General features: G+C 67.7%; 15 protein-coding genes. 8 read left to right on the top strand and 7 right to left on the bottom strand.

Going from position 1 to position 19213, the window contains the following annotated elements; genetic code table 11:
• The first annotated feature begins 95 nt into the window (after nucleotides 1-95).
• Nucleotides 96-1835: an alpha/beta hydrolase gene (locus OED52_RS06475; protein WP_264153847.1), complete on the top strand. Its 1740-nt coding sequence runs from the start codon at nucleotides 96-98 to the stop codon at nucleotides 1833-1835.
• A gap of 177 nt (nucleotides 1836-2012) precedes the next feature.
• Complete coding sequence (locus OED52_RS06470; RefSeq protein WP_264153846.1) at nucleotides 2013-2999, top strand: linear amide C-N hydrolase; 987 nt, start codon at nucleotides 2013-2015, stop codon at nucleotides 2997-2999.
• 90 nt (nucleotides 3000-3089) lie between these two features.
• On the opposite strand, the gene OED52_RS06465 is transcribed toward OED52_RS06470, so the two are convergent.
• Together OED52_RS06465 and acnA are read right to left on the bottom strand one after the other, a co-directional pair.
• Nucleotides 3090-3227 (bottom strand): hypothetical protein, encoded by a 138-nt coding sequence (locus tag OED52_RS06465; protein ID WP_264153845.1) that lies wholly within the window; start codon nucleotides 3225-3227, stop codon nucleotides 3090-3092.
• Between the two features lie 469 nt (nucleotides 3228-3696).
• The gene (gene acnA / locus OED52_RS06460; RefSeq protein WP_264153844.1) at nucleotides 3697-6492 is read right to left on the bottom strand and encodes an aconitate hydratase; all 2796 of its coding nucleotides are present in this window, start codon (nucleotides 6490-6492) and stop codon (nucleotides 3697-3699) included.
• Nucleotides 6493-6750: 258 nt separating this feature from the next.
• Between acnA and OED52_RS06455 the strand changes: the two genes are divergently transcribed.
• The 4 genes from OED52_RS06455 to OED52_RS06440 all read left to right on the top strand — a co-directional run bounded on the left by OED52_RS06455 (nucleotide 6751) and on the right by OED52_RS06440 (nucleotide 8720).
• A complete protein-coding gene (locus OED52_RS06455) occupies nucleotides 6751-7332 on the top strand; it encodes a DUF3558 domain-containing protein (RefSeq protein WP_264153843.1) in 582 nt (193 codons plus the stop codon).
• 16 nt (nucleotides 7333-7348) lie between these two features.
• The gene (locus OED52_RS06450) at nucleotides 7349-7678 is read left to right on the top strand and encodes a hypothetical protein (protein ID WP_264153842.1); all 330 of its coding nucleotides are present in this window, start codon (nucleotides 7349-7351) and stop codon (nucleotides 7676-7678) included.
• 91 nt (nucleotides 7679-7769) lie between these two features.
• On the top strand, nucleotides 7770-8357 hold the full coding sequence (locus tag OED52_RS06445) for a DUF3558 domain-containing protein (RefSeq protein ID WP_264153841.1): 588 nt from the start codon (nucleotides 7770-7772) through the stop codon (nucleotides 8355-8357).
• Between the two features lie 12 nt (nucleotides 8358-8369).
• Nucleotides 8370-8720: a hypothetical protein gene (locus OED52_RS06440; RefSeq protein WP_264153840.1), complete on the top strand. Its 351-nt coding sequence runs from the start codon at nucleotides 8370-8372 to the stop codon at nucleotides 8718-8720.
• Between the two features lie 78 nt (nucleotides 8721-8798).
• On the opposite strand, the gene OED52_RS06435 is transcribed toward OED52_RS06440, so the two are convergent.
• On the bottom strand, nucleotides 8799-10448 hold the full coding sequence (locus OED52_RS06435; RefSeq protein WP_264153839.1) for a nuclease-related domain-containing DEAD/DEAH box helicase: 1650 nt from the start codon (nucleotides 10446-10448) through the stop codon (nucleotides 8799-8801).
• 17 nt (nucleotides 10449-10465) lie between these two features.
• On the bottom strand, nucleotides 10466-12247 hold the full coding sequence (locus OED52_RS06430; protein WP_264153838.1) for a TerD family protein: 1782 nt from the start codon (nucleotides 12245-12247) through the stop codon (nucleotides 10466-10468).
• Nucleotides 12248-12388: 141 nt separating this feature from the next.
• On the opposite strand from OED52_RS06430, the gene OED52_RS06425 reads away from it, so the two are divergent.
• Nucleotides 12389-14629, top strand: a complete 2241-nt coding sequence (locus OED52_RS06425; RefSeq protein ID WP_264153837.1) for a glycoside hydrolase family 3 C-terminal domain-containing protein — start codon at nucleotides 12389-12391, stop codon at nucleotides 14627-14629.
• A 1-nt stretch (nucleotide 14630) separates the two neighbouring features.
• Here OED52_RS06425 and OED52_RS06420 read toward each other — a convergent pair whose 3' ends face one another.
• Entirely contained in the window at nucleotides 14631-15677 is a 1047-nt protein-coding gene (locus tag OED52_RS06420) for a zinc-dependent alcohol dehydrogenase family protein (protein WP_264153836.1), read from the bottom strand.
• 176 nt (nucleotides 15678-15853) lie between these two features.
• Between OED52_RS06420 and OED52_RS06415 the strand changes: the two genes are divergently transcribed.
• Nucleotides 15854-17134 carry a serine hydrolase domain-containing protein gene (locus OED52_RS06415; protein WP_264153835.1) on the top strand — a complete coding sequence of 427 codons (1281 nt, stop codon included), beginning with the start codon at nucleotides 15854-15856 and terminating at the stop codon, nucleotides 17132-17134.
• Nucleotides 17135-17138: 4 nt separating this feature from the next.
• Here the strand turns inward: OED52_RS06415 and OED52_RS06410 are convergent, their stop codons facing one another.
• Nucleotides 17139-18443 carry an LLM class flavin-dependent oxidoreductase gene (locus OED52_RS06410; RefSeq protein ID WP_264153834.1) on the bottom strand — a complete coding sequence of 435 codons (1305 nt, stop codon included), beginning with the start codon at nucleotides 18441-18443 and terminating at the stop codon, nucleotides 17139-17141.
• Nucleotides 18443-19207, bottom strand: a complete 765-nt coding sequence (locus tag OED52_RS06405; RefSeq protein WP_264153833.1) for a 3-oxoacyl-ACP reductase — start codon at nucleotides 19205-19207, stop codon at nucleotides 18443-18445. The genes OED52_RS06410 and OED52_RS06405 overlap by 1 nt, the downstream gene beginning before the upstream one ends.
• Nucleotides 19208-19213: the final 6 nt, after the last annotated feature.

The raw sequence follows: 19213 nt of genomic DNA, 5'->3' as shown, positions 1-19213 counted from the left end.
TGCTAGGTTTCCGTACCACGGCCTCGCATTCCGTCAGTTCGCCATATCCTCCTACGAACCCGTAGGACCCGACCGATCCGACGAAGGCGATGCCGATGACCTCGACCCTCGGAACACCACCCGCGCCCCCGGAGCCCGCACCGTCGTTCGCCGCCCGCTTCCGGGCCGGACTGCTGCGCCGGCTCGCGCGTTTCCACCCGGTGGGGCTGGCCGTCGCGTTGCTGTTCTACTGCTGGTCGCTGTCGCCGTCGTTGCTCCCCCGCGCCTGGTATCTGCAGGGTGTCGCGACGGGCATCAGTGTGGTGACGGGCTACGGACTCGGGGTGCTGGTCGCGTGGGTAGGGCGCAAGTGCGGGTTCGTCACGGACTGGTCGCCGACGCTGAAAAGGATCGGCTGGTACCTGCTCGCGGCGGTGGCTGTGGTGGTCGTGCCGACCTTCCTCGTCCTCGGGTCGTGGTGGCAGGACATCAGCCGTGAACTCGTGGGTCTGGAACCGGGAAGCGGCTGGGACTATCTCGGGGTCCTGGCCGTCACGCTGGTCGTGGCGTTGCTCCTGCTGGTCATCGGCCGTGGCCTGCGACGTCTCGCACAGGCGCTGACGCGGCTGGTCACCCGGGTATTGCCGACCCCGGTCGCGCGGGTGGTGAGCGTCGTGGTGGTCGGGCTCGTCGTCGCCCTCGCGGTGGACGGCATCCTCACCGTCGAGATCGCGCGCATCGCGAACGGGTCGGCGCGGGCCGTCGACGAGGGAACGGCCGACGGTGTGGAGCAGCCGCAGGCACCCGAGCGTTCCGGCTCCCCGGCGTCGAACGAGTCGTGGGATTCGCTGGGTCGTGAGGGTCGCACGTTCGTCGCCGGAGGGCCGACGCCGGAGGAGATCACCGCCGCGACCGGCCGGCCGGCGATGATGCCGATCCGCGTGTATGCGGGCTACCGCGCTCTCGACGACGCCGGTGACCTGTCGGAGACCGGGGAGATGGACTTCCTCGCCTCCCGCGTGGTCGCCGAGCTCGAGCGCACTGACGCCTTCGACCGCGACTACCTCGCCGTCGTGACGACCACCGGCCGCGGCTGGGTCAACCAGAACGTCGCGGCGGGCCTCGAATTCCTGGCAGACGGGAACTCGGCGATCGCCGCGATGCAGTACTCCTTCCTGGCGAGCCCGCTGGCGTTCCTCGCCGACCGCGTCTCACCCCGCAACGCGGGTCGCGCACTCTTCGAAGCGGTCTACGCGAAGTGGAGCACCCTCGACCCGGAGAGCCGCCCGAAGCTGCTTCTCTTCGGTGAGTCCCTGGGCTCCTACGGTGGCCAGTCGGCGTTCTCCGGGGCACAGGACATGATCACCCGTTCCGACGGCGCACTGTGGATGGGCACACCGAACTTCACGGAGCAGTGGCGCCGCATCACCGATTCACGCGACCCCGGCAGCCGGGAGATCCTGCCCGTCGTCTACGGCGGGCAGAACGTGCGCTTCGCCGCGACCCCCGCCGACCTGACCGACGTCGACGGTCTGCGCGACTGGGAGTTCCCCCGCATCGTGTACTGGCAGCATCCCAGCGACCCGATCGTGTGGTGGTCCACCCGCCTGATCCGGCACCGCCCCGATTGGCTGAAGGAAGAGCGCGGCACCGACATCGACAAGGGCATGACGTGGATCCCGTTCGTGACCTTCTGGCAGGTCACCCTGGACATGGTGTTCGCCGCCGAGGTCCCCGGCGGGCACGGCCATGCCTACACCGACGAGGCCGTGTACTTCTGGGCGGACATCCTCGGGGTCGAGGACGACGAGCGGGTCGAGCGGATTCACGAGGCGCTGGTTTCCGGCTCGTGGTGAGACCGGGAATTCACCCCCGGGCTTAACCCGCGTCGGTCCCCACCACGGCATCGATCGCGTCTGCTGCGTGATACAACTTCACACGAACCTCGTGCGGCGACAAGGAATGCGAGCCCGATGTCGCCGCGCGAGGCTTTCATACAGGTGACGTACACCGTGCGCGGAAAGGTGTCGAATATGTGCACCCGTGTCGTGTGGACCGGACCGTCCGGCGACGTGCTCGTCGGACGGAACATGGACTACCACCGCGACACGGCCACCAACCTGTGGTCCCTGCCCCGCGGGATCGAACGCGACGACGGGGTCGGCGGGCACCTGTCGTGGACGGCGAAGTACGGCAGTGTCGTCGCCGCTGCCTACGACATGATGACCGTCGACGGCATGAACGAAGCGGGACTCGGCGGCCACATCCTGTGGCTGACCGAATCCGACTACGGGACATACGACAAGAGCCGACCCGCCCTCAGCGTCGCCGTGTGGATGCAGTACTTCCTCGACAACTTCGCGACCGTCGCGGAGGCGGTCGAGTGGATCGAGAAGACGCAGGTGCAGGTCGTGCCGCTCGGCGACCCGGCCACCGGTGAGGTGCCGGCCGTGCATCTCGCCCTCGACGACGCGACGGGCGATTCCGCTGTTATCGAGTATCTCGACGGCACCCCGACGGTGTGGCACAGCCACGACTACGCCGTCATGACCAACTCCCCCGCCTACGGCGAGCAGCTGGACTTACTGAAACAGGTGCGGGGCTTCGGCGGCGACGAACCGATCGGCGGAACCGGCAGCGCGACCGACAGGTTCGCTCGCGCAGCACATTACGTCGAACGACTCCCGGAGCCACAGAGCCGGGTGCAGGCGATCGCGGGGATGTTCAGCGTCATCCGGAACGTCGCGCAGCCGTTCCGAACACCCGCACCGGGTAAGCCGTTCGTGTCGCAGACGATCTGGCAGACGGTCGCCGATCTCACCAACAAGCGCTATGTGTTCGAGTCGACGACGCGCCCCAACATCGTGTGGGTCGATCTCGACGAGCTGGACTTCTCCGAAGGTGCGCCGGCGGGGAAGCTCGACCTCCTCGGCGACACAGCCCTGGAAGGTGGACTCGCAGGCAATGTTTCGGGTCGCTTCGAGAAGGCCGACCCGTTGACCTTCATCTCGATGCCATAGTGAATGCGTGTGCGGTTCCTCCGCACAAGACTTCCCCGAACGAATGAGCCCCGGAGACAAGGTCTCCGGGGCTCATTCGTGGAGCTGAGACTACTGAGCGTCAGCGCTTCCGCTGGCCAGATCAGAGACGCTGCCGATGACGTCCGACAGGCTGCTGACGAGCTTCAGCAGGTCGACCAGGGTCTCGACCGCGCCGCCGTCGAGCAGCTCCGCGAGTTCGTCGAACATATGTGTCTCCTAACGTAGGGGAACGGTCAATGCCGTAAGGGACATTACGGCACTAATGATGACGTCCCGCGGAATTACCGCCAACATGCCACGCTGTGATTCCCATCACATCCATACGAATTGACCGATGGAGAACATCGAGACGGCGCGCAGGTTTCAATTCCGAGAAGTGTCAAGCCGCCACTCCGTACACCCTCGTACTCCGAGCATTCATACCGAATCAGGTTGGACGGGGCGAGATCCGAAAGATCGAGCCGTGTACGGGTTACTCGGCAGGAGGCTCGAACTCCATCAGACCGACTGCAGCTTCACGAGCACGACGAGATACCTCGACCCGACTCCACCATCCCTTGTGAGAAATATGACTGTAACGTCCGGAACTTGCCTTCGATAGAAGAAGAACTGTCGGATTTCCATCATCCGTTCGGACGACAGAAATCCGACAGGTGTACAGACGGGTGTATCCGGGCTATTCCGCGAGCTGCCGGAGAACGTAGCGCAGAATCCCGCCGTGGCGGAAGTACTCGCCTTCCGCGGGGGTGTCGATCCGCACTGTCGCGTCGAACTCGTTGTCCCCCGCGCGCACGCGCACGGTCTCCGGAATGTCGTCGCTGCCGGCCAGCCCGGTGATCGTGAACTCCTCCTCCCCCGTCAGTCCCAGGCTCTCGGCGGATTCGCCGTCGGGGAACTGCAGCGGCAGGACACCCATGCCGATCAGGTTGGAACGGTGGATGCGCTCGTACGACTGCGCGATCACCGCACGCACCCCCAGCAGGAGGGTGCCCTTGGCGGCCCAGTCGCGGGACGAGCCCGATCCGTACTCGACGCCGGCGAGAACGATCAGCGGGGTGCCGTCCTCGGCGTACTTCTGCGCGGCGTCGTAGATGCTCATCTGCTCGTCGGTCGGCAGGTAGCGGGTGACGCCACCTTCGACGTCCGGCACCAGCCGGTTGCGCAGCCGGATGTTCGCGAAGGTGCCGCGGATCATCACCTCGTGGTTGCCGCGTCGCGATCCGTAGGAGTTGAAGTCCGACTGCTCGACTCCGTGTTCCTGCAGGTAGCGACCGGCGGGGCTGTCGCGTCGGATGGAACCGGCCGGGGAGATGTGGTCGGTGGTCACCGAGTCGCCGAGCAGCGCCAGCACGCGCGCTCCTTCGATGTCGCGCAGCGGCTCGGGGTCTGCCGGCATGTTCTCGAAGTACGGAGGCCGCCGCACGTACGTCGACTCCTCCTTCCACTCGAACACCTCGCTGTCGGGGACGTCGAGGTTCCGCCACGTCTCGTCGCCCGTGTAGACGTCCTGGTAGCCGGAGTCGAACATCTCCGCGCGGACGCAGTCGTCGATGACCTCCTGTATCTGCTGGGTGGTCGGCCAGATGTCGCGGAGGTGGACGTCGTTGCCGTCGGCGTCGGTGCCGAGCGGGTCGTCGAACAGGTCGACGAGCATCGACCCGGCGAGGGCGTAGGCGATGACCAGCGGCGGGGACGCGAGGAAGTTCATCTTCGTCTGCGGATGGATGCGACCCTCGAAGTTGCGGTTGCCCGACAGCACGGCCGAGACGTCGAGGTCGTTCTCGTCGATCGCGGCCGCGATCTCCTCCGGTAGCGGACCGGAATTGCCGATGCAGGTCGTGCAGCCGTAACCGACGAGGTGGAAGCCGAGCTTCTCGAGATAGGGCGTCAGGCCCGCGTGCTCGTAGTAGTCGGTGACAATGCGCGAGCCGGGCGCGAGGGACGTCTTCACCCAGGGTTTGCTGCGCAGTCCCCTCTCGACGGCGTTCTTGGCGAGCAGCGCCGCGCCGATCATCACCGACGGGTTCGACGTATTGGTGCACGAGGTGATCGCGGCGATCACGACGTGCCCGTGGTCGAGTTCGAACTCGTCGCCGTCACCGATGCGCACCGGGACCTTCTTCGACGGCGGCGCCGACGTGTCGGCCTCGTCGGGCACCGGTTCGCGCGGCGGTGCGCTCGTGTCCTCACCCTTCACCGACACCGGATCGCTCGCGGGGAACGATTCGATCGACCCCTCGTCGACGTCGCTGGTCTGCATCCGAGAGACGACGTCGGGTACCTCCTCGCCGTTGAGCAGGGCGGTGACGGCGTCGGGAGCGAGCGCGACGGGGATGCGATCCTGGGGTCGCTTGGGTCCGGCGATGGACGGTCGCACGGTGGACAGGTCGAGTTCGACGACCTGGCTGTACTCGGGTTCACGGTCGGGGTCGTGCCACAGCCCCTGTTCCTTCGCGTACGCCTCGACGAGGGCGATGCGGTCCGCGGGGCGGCCGGTGAGTCGCAGGTAGTCGAGGGTCGCGTCGTCGATGGGGAAGATCGAGATCGTCGAGCCGTATTCGGGGCTCATGTTGCCGATGGTCGCGCGGTTGGCGAGCGGCACGTTCGCCACGCCCGGGCCGAAGAACTCGACGAACTTGCCCACCACCCCCGTCTTACGCAACTTCTCCGCGACGGTGAGCACGAGGTCGGTGGCGGTGGTGCCCTCCCGCAGCTCCCCGGTGAGCTTGAACCCCACCACCTGCGGGATGAGCATCGACGCGGGCTGGCCGAGCATCGCCGCCTCCGCCTCGATGCCGCCCACACCCCATCCGACGACACCGAGGCCGTTGATCATCGGGGTGTGCGAGTCGGTGCCGACGAGGGAGTCGGGATAGGCGACGAGCATGCCGTCGGTGTCCTCGCGGGTGAACACGACGCGGGCCAGGTATTCGAGGTTGACCTGATGGCAGATGCCGGTGCCGGGCGGGACGACCTTGAACCCGTCGAACGCGCCCTGCGCCCAGCGCAGCAGCTCGTAGCGCTCACGGTTGCGTTCGAACTCGAGAGCCGTGTTGATCCGGAAGGCGTCCTCGCGGCCGAAGACGTCGGCGATCACGGAGTGATCGATGACCAGCTCGGTGGGGATCAGCGGGTTGATCCGCTTCGGGTCGCCGCCCTGGGTGGTCATGGCGTCGCGCATCGCGACGAGGTCCACCACGCAGGGCACGCCGGTGAAGTCCTGCATCAGCACACGGGCCGGGGAGAACTGGATCTCCGGGTTGTGTTCGGACTTGGGGTCCCAGCCTGCGACCGCCTCGATCTGGTCGCGGGTCACCAGCCGTCCGTCCTCGTTGCGCAGCAGGTTCTCGAGCAGAACCTTGAGGCTGTAGGGCAGGCGCTCCGAACCGGGCACCTTGTCGATCCGGTGGATCCGGTAGTCGGTGCCGTCGACCTTCAGGATGTCCTGCGCGCCGAAGCTGTCGTCACTCATGACCGTGCCTCCCGACTGCGATTCTTCTGTGGTTACCCGAATGGGTAGCCCGTTCCGCTGCGCGGCAATCACCCGGTGTCGGTTAAGCGCCGGACCTGCTCCCCGGCCCTCTGTATCCGCTCGCCGGCTGGTCGTTCGTGCGTGTCGTGCCGCGCGCGGATGACGATTTCGTGAGCGGATGGATGCGTCCGTCCGCGCTTCTCCACCACTCGCGTGCGCTGTGCTAACGTCTCCGCGACTATTCGATCGGGGGGTCGTATGAGCAGGTGGGGAACGCTCGCGCTCGTATTCGTCGCAGCTGCGATTTCAGCGTGCAGCACGAGTCCAGCGGTAGAGATCGAGGCGAGTGAGACGACCACCGCCCGCACCCCTCGCATCACCGACGACTCCGGCCGCCCACCCGTCACCTTCGACCCCTGCTACGACATCCCCGACGAGGTGATGGAAGACCTGGGGTACGACGCGGGGAGCAAGGAACTCGAGGACATGCCGATGGGTTCGTACACCTTCCTCGGATGCGGGTACGAAGGAACGGTCAGTGTCCCAGGGGTCTTGGCTCGCTACGACCTCCTCGTCCTGGCAGGCAACGTCTCACTCGACGAGGAACTGGAAAAGAACGGAACCATTGCGGAAGAAACACAGGTGAACGGGCGGCGCGCTCTACTCGAAGTCGATCCGAGCACCAGGGATACATGCAGATACTTCCTGCAGACCGATTTCGGCATGGTGGGATTCAGCCGTATACATCACAAAGATCATGCCGGCCCCGTCCCTCAGGACGAATGGTGCGCCGGGTTCAAAGATCTCGTGCGCACTTTGGAAACGTTCATCCAAGCCTGATCAACGCAGGAAGATCATGAATGACATCGTTCGCCTCGAGCCCCACGTCGTCGACGAGATCGTGCGCCTCTGCAACATCATGCTCGCTGAACTTCGAGATGCGGCACGAGTCTCAGAGAAACTGACCGTCACAGAGGGGTTCGGTGACTTCGAGTCGGCAAAACAACTCGCTGCGGGCTACCGACGCAAGGCGGCAGGAACCCCCGAGTCCGCGAAGGAACGTGTCGAGCAATTCATCGAAGCACTCACCGAACTCCGCGATGCCTTCGCGGCCGGGGGTGAGGCCTTTCTCGACACCAACTCCGAGTGGGCTCGTCGGATCGGTGCCATCGCCCCGGACACCTGACCCGTCCGCGAACGAAATAGACACTCACACAACTTCGGAACGCGCACGAACAACCAGTTCGTGAGCAAACGTACGGCAAGATCGGGGGAACATGGCCAGGCGGGCGATCGTCGCACTCGCATTGATCGGGGAAGCGGTAACTGGATGCGGTCCGAGTCCGGCCGCGGAAGTCGAGGCAAGCGAGGCGGTTACGACCACCACCCGCGCCCCTCGCATCACCGACGACTCCGGCCGCCCGCCCGTCATCTTCGACCCTTGCTACGACATCCCCGACGAGGTGATGGAAGCGGAGGGGTACGACGCCACAGGAAAAGAACTCGCAGACATGCCCATGGGTTGGTACACCTTTCTCGGCTGCACCTACAGCAAAGAGGACTACATCCCCGGGGTAAGACGCGGATACGGTCTAAACATCCTTGCCGGAAACGTCTCACTCGAAGAAGAACTAGATAAGAACGGCCACTTTGCGACCCACACCAGCATCAACGGTCGCCCAGCACTCCTGGAAGTCGACTCGAGCATCAGAGATGCATGTACCTATGCGCTTGAGACGACCTTCGGGGTCGTCTTCATCACCCGGCTCTACAACACCGACCATCCTGGACCTGCACCAGAGAATGAGTGGTGCATAGGGATGGACGAATTCGTTACCTCCATTGAGCCGTACATCCAGGACTGACAAGGAGTTGCCATGGTGGACTTCGTCAGGCTCGAGCCCAGCGTCGTCGATCAAGTCGTTCGCATCTGCGGCGCGATGCTTACAGAGCTCGAAGATGCACGTAGACAAGCTCACCGACTCTCGAGGACAGAGGGTTTCGGCGAGTTTGAGTCCGCCAAGCAACTTGCTGCCGGTTACCGACGCAAGGCATCTGGGACACCCGAATCCGCCGTGGAACGCGTCGAGCAGTTCATCGATGCGCTCACCCAGCTCCGCGACGCCTTCGCTGCCGGCGGCGAGGCGTTTCTCGACACCAACTCCGAACTGGCCCGCCAACTCGGCGCCATCGACCCGGACAACGGATCGCATCCGCTACCGAGCTAGTCATTCGAGCCCTCCACAACCTGTGCAAATGACCAACTCGTGCGCGGATTCCCATACAGCACCGACGCGGCGAGCCCGTCACCCACCCAGGCGACCCAGCAACTCCTCCCCGCCGACCTGGCGGATGTAGTCGGGGTCGCCGCACACCACGAGCTGGTCGCGGGCACGCGACAGGCCGACGTACAACCGTTCGCGTGAACGGTCCTGGGGCGTCGATTCGTTCACCGCCAGCACCACGGCGCGTCGCTCCAGGCCCTTGAAGCCGAGGACGTGGCCGTAGAAGACCTGGTCGGTGTCCCAGAAGCTCTCCCAGTACGCCTTGGGGCCCGCCGCCTGCCGCTCGACCTGCTCGGGGTGGCGGCTTCCCGTCGCCAGCAGGGCGACGTCCTCGGGACGCCAGCCCTCGTCGAGCAGTTCGTCGATCGCGTCGTCGGCCCGGTTCAGGGCCTCGTCGGCGGGACAGGGCACGAAGCGGACCTCGGGACCGTCGCCGCCGAGCAGTCGCATGCGCTGGCCGACCAGCGGGACGAAGGAACCGGCGATCTGTTTGGTGTTGCGCATGTTCTGGTCCAGTACCAGCGGCACCAGGTCGACCGGGGGCACTCCCTGCCGGTCGAAGACCCGCTGCCCCTCGTCGCTGAAGACGTAGATCTCCCCCGCGTCCTCGTCGCGCAGGGCCGCAAGGACGGGGCGCCACCAGTCGTCGGCGAAGTCCTGTGCCTCGTCGACGACCACGGCGTCGAACCGTTGCCCGTCGGGCAACTCGGCGGCGAGTTCGGCCATGCGAGCGGGGAGTTCGTGTTCCCAGAAGTGCACGGTCTGCTCGGTGCGCAGACTCTCCGGCGGGCCTTCGGGTGCACCCCACAGCCGGCCGAGTTCGTGGAACTCCCCGACATAGGCGGGCCGGTGCTTGCGGGGCCAGGTCGCGGTGATCCGCGCCAGATACGACGCGAGTCCGTGCGAATAACAGATCAGGGCAACACGTTTGCCGACACGCGTGAGCCGCCGGGCCTTCTCCAGAGCGAGGAAGGTCTTGCCGCTCCCCGCCCCGCCGCGCACCTCGACGCGCGGAAGCAGCCGGGTCGCATCGAGGATCGTCGCCTGCTGCGCGGTGAGGACGTCGCAGGTGTCCTCGTTCTCCAGGGCCCGCGCCACCACGTCGCGCTGCGGCATTCCCCGCCCGGACAGCACCTCGGCCAGCTCACCGATACCGTCGGTGTCGATGCCGGGTTTCGCGACCGCCTGGTCGACGAGCACCTTCATCAACCGGCCGACGATCCCGGCGAGGTCGTCGCGGTCGACGACCTTCCAGCGCGGGCACTCCGGCATCGCGAAGTCGGGGGCGAAGCTGCTGTTGGGGAAGACGACGACGTGATCCCACCGCACGTGCCCGTGCGTCCACCGCGGGTCCTTGTCGACGTACCGGCGCAGGGCGTACATGGCACGGCGGACCTGCTCGACGGGATCGATGACCGTCGGGCCGCTGCGGCGGTGCTGGTACCAGTCGCCGTTCTCGCACCAGATCTCCCCTCCCTTGACCTCGAGGCAGATCACGCCGTAGCCGTCGAGGGCGACGACGAAGTCGATCTCGTGGTCCTTGTCGTGGTCGGTGACGCGCTGGTTGGCGACGACGAGGTCGTTCGGGCCCAGCTGCTCGACCAGGGCACGCCACACGATCTCCTCCGTGGCGTGCGCGAACCGCGGCTGTTCCGGGATACGAATGCTCACAACAGTTCTCCTCGCCGTCACTCCTCGACGTCGACACCGTACCGGCGCGCGAGCGCGGCGAGGTCGTCGTCGTACCCCTGCCCCACCGCACGCAGCCGCCACTTGCCGGCGCGCCGGTAGATCTCGGTGAGCACCATGGTGCGTTCGGTGGTCCCGGCGTCGAGCACGAAGGTTGCTGCGGTTCCGCCGTCGCCGTCGACGCTGACCGATACGGCCCCGAGTTCACCGAAGGTGCGGGCGTCGTCGATCGCGGCGGCGACGGCGATGCGTTCGCACTCGTCGGGAAGTTCGGCGAGGTCGACACGAACGCACTGCTCGCTGCTGCCGTCGAGGGTCAGCTCCACCACCCCGTCGTCGTAGAGCGGGTTGTTGTAGAAGACGAAATCGTCGTCGGTGTCGACCTTCTCGTCGGCGCCGAGGAGGAAGGCGACGACGTCGAGGTCGAATTCGTCGCCGAGCGCCTCGGCCTTCCACGCGACGTTCACGGCCCAGCGGTGGGTCTTCGACGGCAGGTCGATGACCTCACCGCGGGACAACACCGGTGCCGTCAGCCGCGACTCGGTTCGCATGTGCGGCGGGACGACTCCTTTCTCGACGGCGGCATCGACGTCCTCCGGTCGCAGGATCGGCAGCTGCCGCTCGACGACCCGTGCCATGCGCTTGTCGGCTTCCCCTCCCTCGAGGATCAGCACGTCGGTGACCGCGGCCGTGAAGTTGAGGGCGGGCCGCGCGCCGAGCTGGGTGAGGCGCGAGCGCATCATCACCGCCTGCAGGTGGGTGCCGCCGAGCAGCAGCACCCGGCGACCGGCCCACAGCTTCGGCTTGTGTCCCTGCAGGAGCCGTGGCTGCGGGTCGGCCTTCGGGGCGGGGGCGACGTCGACGGTGGTCGTCACCTTCGGTTCACCGGGCAGGACCCGGGTGAGCAGTTCCTCGAGGCGCTGCTCGGAAATGACCGGGATGCCCTCGGCGAGGGCCTTGCGGATCTTCGTGGTCCGGGTGCCCGGGTCGTTGCAGACGACGACGCCGGTCTGCCGGCTCACGTTGTTCATGACCTCGAGCCCGGCCTCGGTCATGCGGTTGGCGAGCGCGACCCGTGGGGTGGCGGTCGGGCCGGTGATCACGACCTTCATGCCCTGCACGAGACCCGCCTCGGTGAGCCGGCCGGGGTTCTTCCACGCACACGGCACCCGGGGCACGGACTCGGGATAGACGGTGCGGCGCCGGCGGCAGTCCACGACGGGCAGCGGCAGCTGCAGGTTCTCCGCCATCGCGGCGCTGCGCACGAACACCTCGGAGAGCACGCGCGCGTCGTCGTAGGCGTCGTGTTCCTGGAGCTGCTGCACCTGCCAGTGTTGCGCGAGGGTGGACAGCTTGTAGTTCGGCACGTCGAGTTCGAGCCGCCTCGACAGCGCCAGCGTGCACAGGCGGTGGTTCGCCGGGAGGACACCACCGGCCCGCCGGAACTCGGCGTCGAGGAAGCCGTAGTCGAAGGACGCGTTGTGGGCGACGAGTGTGGCACCGTCGAGGACCTCGGCGAGGTCGGAGGCGATGTCCTCGAAGCGCGGGGAGCCGGCGAGCCGTTCGCGAGTGAGCCGGTGGATGTGCACGGGCCCGGGATCGCAGCCGGGGTCGACGAGGGTGGAGAACTCCTTCTCGACGGAGCCGTCCTCGCGCAGTACCAGAGCGGCGACGCTGAGCACCCGGTGGGCGTTGGGACGGATGCCCGACGTCTCGACGTCGACGACCACCCACCGGTGGTCACGAGGCAGTACCGCCACCCCGCTCGCGAGTGCGCTCATCTCCATCACGTCGACCTCCGACCGTCCTGCTCCCGGGAAATTTCCGGCACGATCGGACATTCTCGACCGTCCCTCCGACAACATGGTCACCACCCCCGATATGGTCACGGACGTCGGCACGATTCCGCGTGAAGGAGCAGCATGACCGAATCGACTCGTCGCTCCCCCGCGGAGACCATGGCGCGACTGTCGCTGGAGGAGAAGGCGTCGCTCACCAGCGGCCGCGACTTCTGGTCCACCGAAGCGGTTCCGCGGGAGAACGTTCCGTCGATCATGCTCACCGACGGCCCGCACGGAGTCCGGAAGCAGACCGGTGGCGGTGACCATCTGGGCCTGAATGCGTCCGTCCCGGCGACCTGCTTCCCGCCGGCCGTCGCGCTGGGGTGTTCGTTCGATCCGGACCTGCTCGAGCGGGTCGGCCGGGCGCTCGGTGAGGAGGCGCAGGCGCTGCAGGTCGGGGTGCTGCTCGGGCCGGGCATCAACATCAAGCGGTCGCCGCTGTGCGGGCGGAACTTCGAGTACCTGTCGGAGGATCCGCTGCTCTCCGGCATCCTCGGCACGGCCCTGGTGCGCGGTATCCAGTCGCAGGGTGTGGGCGCGTCGCTCAAGCACTTCGCGGTGAACAACCAGGAGACCGACCGGATGCGGGTCTCCGCCGACGTCGATCCCCGTCCTCTGCACGAGATCTACCTGCGCGGTTTCCGGCGGGTCGTGCGTGAGGCGCAGCCGTGGACGGTGATGTGCTCGTACAACCGCATCAACGGGGTGTTCGCTTCCCGCAACCGGTGGCTGCTCACGGAGCTGCTGCGTGAGCAGTGGGGTTTCGAGGGTCTGGTGGTGAGCGACTGGGGCGCCGTCGACGACCGCGTGGCCGCCCTCGCGGCGGGTCTGGATCTCGAGATGCCGTCCACCGGTGGCCGCACCGACGCGCAGATCGTCGCCGCGGTACGGGCGGGTGAGCTGGACGAGTCGCTCCTCGACACCGCCGCGATCCGCGTGCTGGAGCTGGTGGACCGGGCCGTCACCGGGGCCGATCCGGAGGCGTCCTTCGACGCCGACGCGCACCACGTCCTGGCCCGGGAGGTCGCCGGGCAATGCATCGTCCTGTTGAAGAACGACGACGACCTGCTCCCACTCGCCCCGGACACCCGCCTCGCCGTGATCGGGGAACTCGCGCGCGATCCGCGTTATCAGGGCGCCGGGTCGTCGCGGATCAACCCGACCCGCCTGGACGATGCGCTCGACGAGATCCGGGCGCTCGCGGCGAACGACGTGGCGTTCGCCGCCGGATACGCCGCGGACGGGTCGGATTCGGCCGGGCTCGTCGACGAGGCCGTCGCTCTGGCCCGCACCGCCGACGTCGCCGTCGTGTTCCTCGGGGTGCCCGCCGAGCTGGAATCGGAGGGCTTCGACCGCGACGATCTCGAGCTGCCCGCGAACCAGACGGCGCTGCTCGACGCGGTGGTGGCGGCGAACCCGAGCACCGTGGTCGTGCTGTCGAACGGGGGTGTGGTGCGGCTCAGCGGGTTCGCCGACCGGGTTCCGGCGATCGTGGAGGGCTGGCTGCTCGGGCAGGCCGGTGGTGGTGCGGTCGCGGACGTGCTGTTCGGGGTGGTGAACCCGTCGGGCCGGCTCGCGGAGACGGTGCCCGTCCGGCTCGAGGACACCCCGGCCTTCGGGAACTTCCCCGGCGAGCTCGGGCACGTCCGCTACGGCGAGGGCCTCCACGTCGGTTACCGCTGGTACGACGCGCGGGATCTCGACGTGGCCTTCCCCTTCGGGCACGGCCTGTCGTACACGACCTTCGGGTACTCCGATGCCACGGTGGACGATGCCTCGGGGGACGCCGATCTCACCGTCCGCGTGACGGTGGCGAACACGGGGTCGCGGGCCGGCGCGGAGGTCGTGCAGGTGTACGTGGGGTTGCCGTCGTCGTCGGTGACGAGGCCGCCGCGGGAGCTGAAGGGGTTCGCCAAGGTCCACCTCGACCCCGGAGAGTCGCGGCGCGTCGAGATCCCCGTACGCCGCGACGATCTGGCCTACTGGGACACCCGCGTGGACTCGTGGATCGTCGAGGGCGGCACGTACACGGTGGAGATCGGGGCGTCGAGCCGCGACATCCGGCAGCGGTGCACGGTCGACGTGCCGGGCGATCCGGTGCGCCTGCCGCTGAGCATGGACTCGTCGATCGGGGAACTGCTCGAGAATCCCGCGGCGGCGGACATCCTCGCGCAGGCGTTCGGGGCGCTGGGCGACGCCGGCATCGACGAGAGCGTCCTGAAGATGGCGTCGTCGATGCCGATCGGGCGGATCGTCGGGTTCGTGCCCGGGGTGAGCCGCGAGCAGATCCAGCAGTTGCTGGACGCCGCGAACCGGGCGTGAGTCAGCGGTCGGCGGTGAGCAGCACCTTCAGCGCACCTGTCTCCCCCGCTCGGGCGAACACGTCGTAGGCCTCCTCGAACTCGTCGAGGGCGAAGCGGTGCGTGATCATCGGTGAGGTGTCGAGCTGCCCGCTCTGCACCAGGCCGATGAGAGTCGGGGTGGAGTAGGTGTCGACCAGGCCGGTGGTGATGGTCAGGTTCTTGATCCAGATGTCCTCGAGGTGCAGGGTCGCGGGTCTGCCGTGCACACCGACGTTGGCGACGTGCCCGCACGGCCGCACCAGCGCGACCGCCTGCTCGAAGGTCTCCGGGTAGCCGACCGCCTCGATGGTGACGTCGGCGCCGAGACCACCGGTGAGGTCGCGGACCACGGCGGCCACGTCGTCGCGACCGCTGTTGATCACGACGTTCGCGCCGAACGCCTGCGCGGCGTCGAGGCGGCTGTCGGCGAGGTCGACTGCGACGATGCGGCTGGGGCTGAACAATCGGGCGGACAGGACCGCGGCGAGCCCGATGGGTCCGGCTCCGATGATCACGACGACGTCGGCGGGGCGCAGGCAGCCGTTGAGCACACCCACCTCGTAGGACGTGGGCAGGATGTCGGCGAGCATCAACATCTGCTCGTCGCTCACCCCATCGGGGATGCGGTGGGTCGAGTTGTCGGCGTAGGGAACCCGGACCAGTTCGGCCTGGGTGCCGTCGATCAGGTGCCCGAGGATCCAGCCGCCCCCACCGATGCACTGCCCGTACCGGCTCTCGCGGCAGAATCGGCAGGTGCCGCACGCGGTGATGCAGGAGACGAGCACCCGGTCTCCCGGAGCGAGGGTCTGTACGCCCTCCCCCACCTCGACCACCGTGCCGACCGCTTCGTGCCCGAGGATGCGGCCGTCGGTCACCTCGGGTACGTCGCCACCGAGGATGTGGAGGTCGGTGCCGCAGATGGTGACCGCGTCGACGCGGACCACGGCATCGGTGGTGTCCTGGATCCGTGCGTCGGGGACGTCCTCCCAGGAACGTTTCCCCGGTCCGTGGAATACCAGTGCCTTCATCGTTCGGCCCTCCGCCGGCGGATTCGGTCCGTTCCAGGATGGCACGAGTCTACCGAAGAGAAGGCCGGACCGGCAGGGTGAAAATTCACCCGTCACCGCTGGAAATGTCCGAATCCGTGGCACGATGACAACGCCCTCGTTGTTCCGGGCCCTCCGATCCCGAAGGCGGACCACACATGAAGATCCTCGCAGCGTCGCTCGCGACGGTGGCGTTACTGGCCGCCGCGGCGTGCAGCTCCGGCGATACCGAGTCCGCGTCCGAACCGTCGTCGACCCCCGCGGACCAGGCGGTACCCGACTACGTGGCGGATGTCGAGTCGACGGTCGAGCAGCTGATGCGCGACAACGCGATCCCCGGTGCGGTGGTTCAGGTCAGCTCCCCCGAACTCGGCGACTGGACCGGGACGTTCGGGGTGGGCGATCTCGACACGGGTGAGCCGATCTCCGCCGACGACCACTTCCGCGTCGGCAGCAACACCAAGACGATGACGGTCACGGCCGTCCTGCAGCTGGCGCAGGAGGGTCTGCTGTCGCTCGACGACCCGATCTCGACGTACATCGAGGGGGTCCCGAACGGCGACGAGATCACCATCGCGCAGCTTGCCGAGATGCGCAGCGGCCTGCCCAGCTACAGCTTCGATCCCGGTCTCAACGCGACGCTGGACGACGACCCGGGCAAGGCGTGGACGCAGGAGGAGCTGCTGGAGATCGCGTTCTCCTATCCGGTGAACTTCGCGCCCGGTGAGAAGTTCGAGTACAGCAACACCAACACGGTCCTGCTGGGGCTGGTCGTGGAGGAGCTGACGGGCAAGCCGATCGCGGAGGTCTTCGAAGAGCGCATCTTCACCCCGCTCGGGCTCGAGGACACCTCGTTCCCGGCGATCGACGACGCGTCGATTCCGGATCCGCACCCGCGGGGCTACATGTTCGGTACCAACGTCTCCACCCTCGAGACCTCCGTGCTGCCCGAGGAGGAACAGGCCGAGGCGGTCGCGGGCACGTTGAAGCCGAACGACCACACCGACGACAACCCGTCCTGGGGCTGGACGGCCGGTGCGGCGATCTCGACCGCCGACGACCTGACCACCTACGTGCAGGCTCTCGTCGACGGTGGCCTGCTCGACGAGCGGATGCAGCAGACCCGGCTCGACAGTATCCAGCCGGTGGGGGCGGCCACCGCCGGTTACGGGCTCGGCATGGCCCAGTTCGGCCCGCTGCTCGGGCACGACGGTCAGCTACCGGGCTTCATGACCTTCATGGGCCACGACCCGGAGACCGACCTGACGATCGTCGTGCTCACCAACCTGTCGGCGGTGCCCTCGGGTGAGGGTTCGGCGCTGACCCTCGTCAAGGGCATCCTGCCGATCTTCTACGGCTCGCAGTACCAGCCGCCGGGCGACCCGGCGCGCGCCCCCGGAACGGAGGCGAGCACGCCGGCGCCCACACCGGGCGGCTGATCCGCTAGACCCGTTTCAGCCCGAGCGAGTCCCGCAGCGTCGTCCCGGGATATTCGGTGCGGAACAGCCCGCGCCGCTGCAACTCCGGGACGACGAGGTCGACGAAGTCGTCGAGCGAGTCGGGATAGGCCGGGCACATGAGGTTGAAGCCGTCGCAGGCGCCGGAGGTGAACCACTCCTCGATGCTGTCGGCGACGGATTCGGGGGTGCCGATCATCGTGGCGTGTCCACCGCCCGCCGCGAGGTAGCCGAGCAGTTCCCGCAGCGTGGGGCGGCGGGTCTCGATGATCCGCTGCACCGTCGCGTAGCGGCCCTGCGGTCCGGTGAACTCCTCGATGGGTGGCAGGTCGGCGACCGGCGCGTCGAGGTCGTGCCCGGTGTAGTCCTGCCCGGTGAACACGCCGAGCTGGGTGAGGGCCGCGTCGACGTCGAGGAACGCGTCGAGGTCGGCCTTCTTCGCCCACGCCTCCTCCTCGGTGCGCCCGACATAGGTGACGAGGCCGGGCAGGATCGCAACCGAGCCGGGATCGCGTCCCGCGGAGGATATCCGGGCGCGCAGGTCGGTGGCGTAGTCGAGGGCGGCGGACATGTCCCAGGCGACGGAGTAGACCGCCTCGGCGTGCCGCGCGGCGAGGTCGCGGCCCGTCTCCGACGCTCCGGCCTGGAACAGCACCGGACGGCCCTGCGGGCAGCGCGGCACGGTGAGCGGTCCGTCGACGCGGAAGTGCTTGCCGCGGTGGTCGATCGGGCGGATCGTCTCGGCGTCGAGATAGCGGCCGCCCTCCCGGTCGACGATCAGGGCACCGTCGTCCCAGGAATCCCACAGGGCGCAGAGCACCTCGATGAATTCCTCTGCGCGCGCGTACCGCTCGGCGTGCGGCGGCAGCGCGTCGAAGCCGTGGTTGCGGGCCTCCTCGTCGAACATCGAGGTGACGATGTTCGCACCGACCCGTCCCCCGCTGATGTGGTCGAGCGAGGCGAGCATCCGCGCCGCGTGGAAGGGCGTGAAGAAACTCGCCGAGACCGTGGTGACCAGGCCGATGCGGGTGGTGGCGCGGGCCATCGCGGACAGCGCGGTGATCGGCTCGAGGAACCAGGTGGTGCCGGCGGTGTACTTCGGGTCGACGCTGTGCCCGTCGGCGAAGAACACCGCGTCGAGGCATCCGCGTTCGGCGGTGCGGGCGAGGTCCTCGAACCAGGCGATGTCGCCGAGCCGTTCGGCGGCCGAATCGGGGTGCCGCCACGCCGAGGAGTGGTGTCCGACGCCGTAGAGGAAGGCGTTGAGGTGCAGGCTGCGGGGTGCGGCCATCAGTTCATCACCAGACCGCCGTCGACCACGAGGTTCTGGCCGGTCACGGCGCGCGACCAGTCGGAGACGAAGAACAGCATCGCCGCGGCGAAGTCCTCGGGGGTGGTCACCTTCCGCAGCGGCGTGGACGAGGCGATGAGGTCGAAGACCGCCTCGGGGGTCGCGGCGGACGCGTCGGTGGTGCGCAGCAGACCGCCGGAGACCATGTTGACGCGGATGCCGTCGGGGCCGAGGTCGGCAGCGAAGGTGCGGGTCAGCGACAGCAGGGCCGCCTTGGCCGCGGTGTAGTCGTGGTACGGGACCACCGGGTTCTGGACGAGGTTGGTGCCGACGTTGACGATGCTGCCGCCCCCGACCTCCCGCATGCCGGGCAGCGCCGCCTGGATGACGTTGAGGGCGCCGGCGATCACGCCGTCGAACTGGGCTCCGAACGCGCCGTAGGCGATCTCGTCGGCCTTGTCGCGGGCGTCGCCGTTGAAGGAGAAGTCCGGCAGGGCGTTGTTGACGACGGCGGTGACCGGGCGTCCGAAGTGCTCGCGGGCCTGCGCGAACAGGGCGTCGACCTGGGCGCGGTCGGTGACGTCGGCCCGGAGCGCGACCGCGCGGTCGGCGCCGATCTTCTCGGCCAGTTCGCGGGCGGCGTCGCCGCTGGTGCGGTAGTCGAGGACCACGGCGGCCCCTTCGTCGGCGAACGCCTGCGCGATGGCGCGGCCGAGTCCGCGGCCGGCGCCGGTGACGAGTACGACCTGGTTCTGCAAGGACATGTTCCG

The organism is Rhodococcus sp. Z13 (assembly GCF_025837095.1).
Classification (GTDB): domain Bacteria; phylum Actinomycetota; class Actinomycetes; order Mycobacteriales; family Mycobacteriaceae; genus Rhodococcus; species Rhodococcus sacchari.
The sequence above is the reverse complement of the archived record's forward strand: the minus strand, read 5'-3'. Positions and strand labels throughout refer to the sequence as shown.

Coding starts and splice junctions, on each gene's coding strand:
- OED52_RS06475 (WP_264153847.1), top strand. CDS start 96: ATGACCTCGACCCTCGGAACACCACCCGCGCCCCCGGAGCCCGCACCG.
- OED52_RS06470 (WP_264153846.1), top strand. CDS start 2,013: ATGTGCACCCGTGTCGTGTGGACCGGACCGTCCGGCGACGTGCTCGTC.
- OED52_RS06465 (WP_264153845.1), bottom strand. CDS start 3,227: ATGTTCGACGAACTCGCGGAGCTGCTCGACGGCGGCGCGGTCGAGACC.
- acnA (WP_264153844.1), bottom strand. CDS start 6,492: ATGAGTGACGACAGCTTCGGCGCGCAGGACATCCTGAAGGTCGACGGC.
- OED52_RS06455 (WP_264153843.1), top strand. CDS start 6,751: ATGAGCAGGTGGGGAACGCTCGCGCTCGTATTCGTCGCAGCTGCGATT.
- OED52_RS06450 (WP_264153842.1), top strand. CDS start 7,349: ATGAATGACATCGTTCGCCTCGAGCCCCACGTCGTCGACGAGATCGTG.
- OED52_RS06445 (WP_264153841.1), top strand. CDS start 7,770: ATGGCCAGGCGGGCGATCGTCGCACTCGCATTGATCGGGGAAGCGGTA.
- OED52_RS06440 (WP_264153840.1), top strand. CDS start 8,370: ATGGTGGACTTCGTCAGGCTCGAGCCCAGCGTCGTCGATCAAGTCGTT.
- OED52_RS06430 (WP_264153838.1), bottom strand. CDS start 12,247: ATGAGCGCACTCGCGAGCGGGGTGGCGGTACTGCCTCGTGACCACCGG.
- OED52_RS06425 (WP_264153837.1), top strand. CDS start 12,389: ATGACCGAATCGACTCGTCGCTCCCCCGCGGAGACCATGGCGCGACTG.
- OED52_RS06420 (WP_264153836.1), bottom strand. CDS start 15,677: ATGAAGGCACTGGTATTCCACGGACCGGGGAAACGTTCCTGGGAGGAC.
- OED52_RS06415 (WP_264153835.1), top strand. CDS start 15,854: ATGAAGATCCTCGCAGCGTCGCTCGCGACGGTGGCGTTACTGGCCGCC.
- OED52_RS06410 (WP_264153834.1), bottom strand. CDS start 18,443: ATGGCCGCACCCCGCAGCCTGCACCTCAACGCCTTCCTCTACGGCGTC.
- OED52_RS06405 (WP_264153833.1), bottom strand. CDS start 19,207: ATGTCCTTGCAGAACCAGGTCGTACTCGTCACCGGCGCCGGCCGCGGA.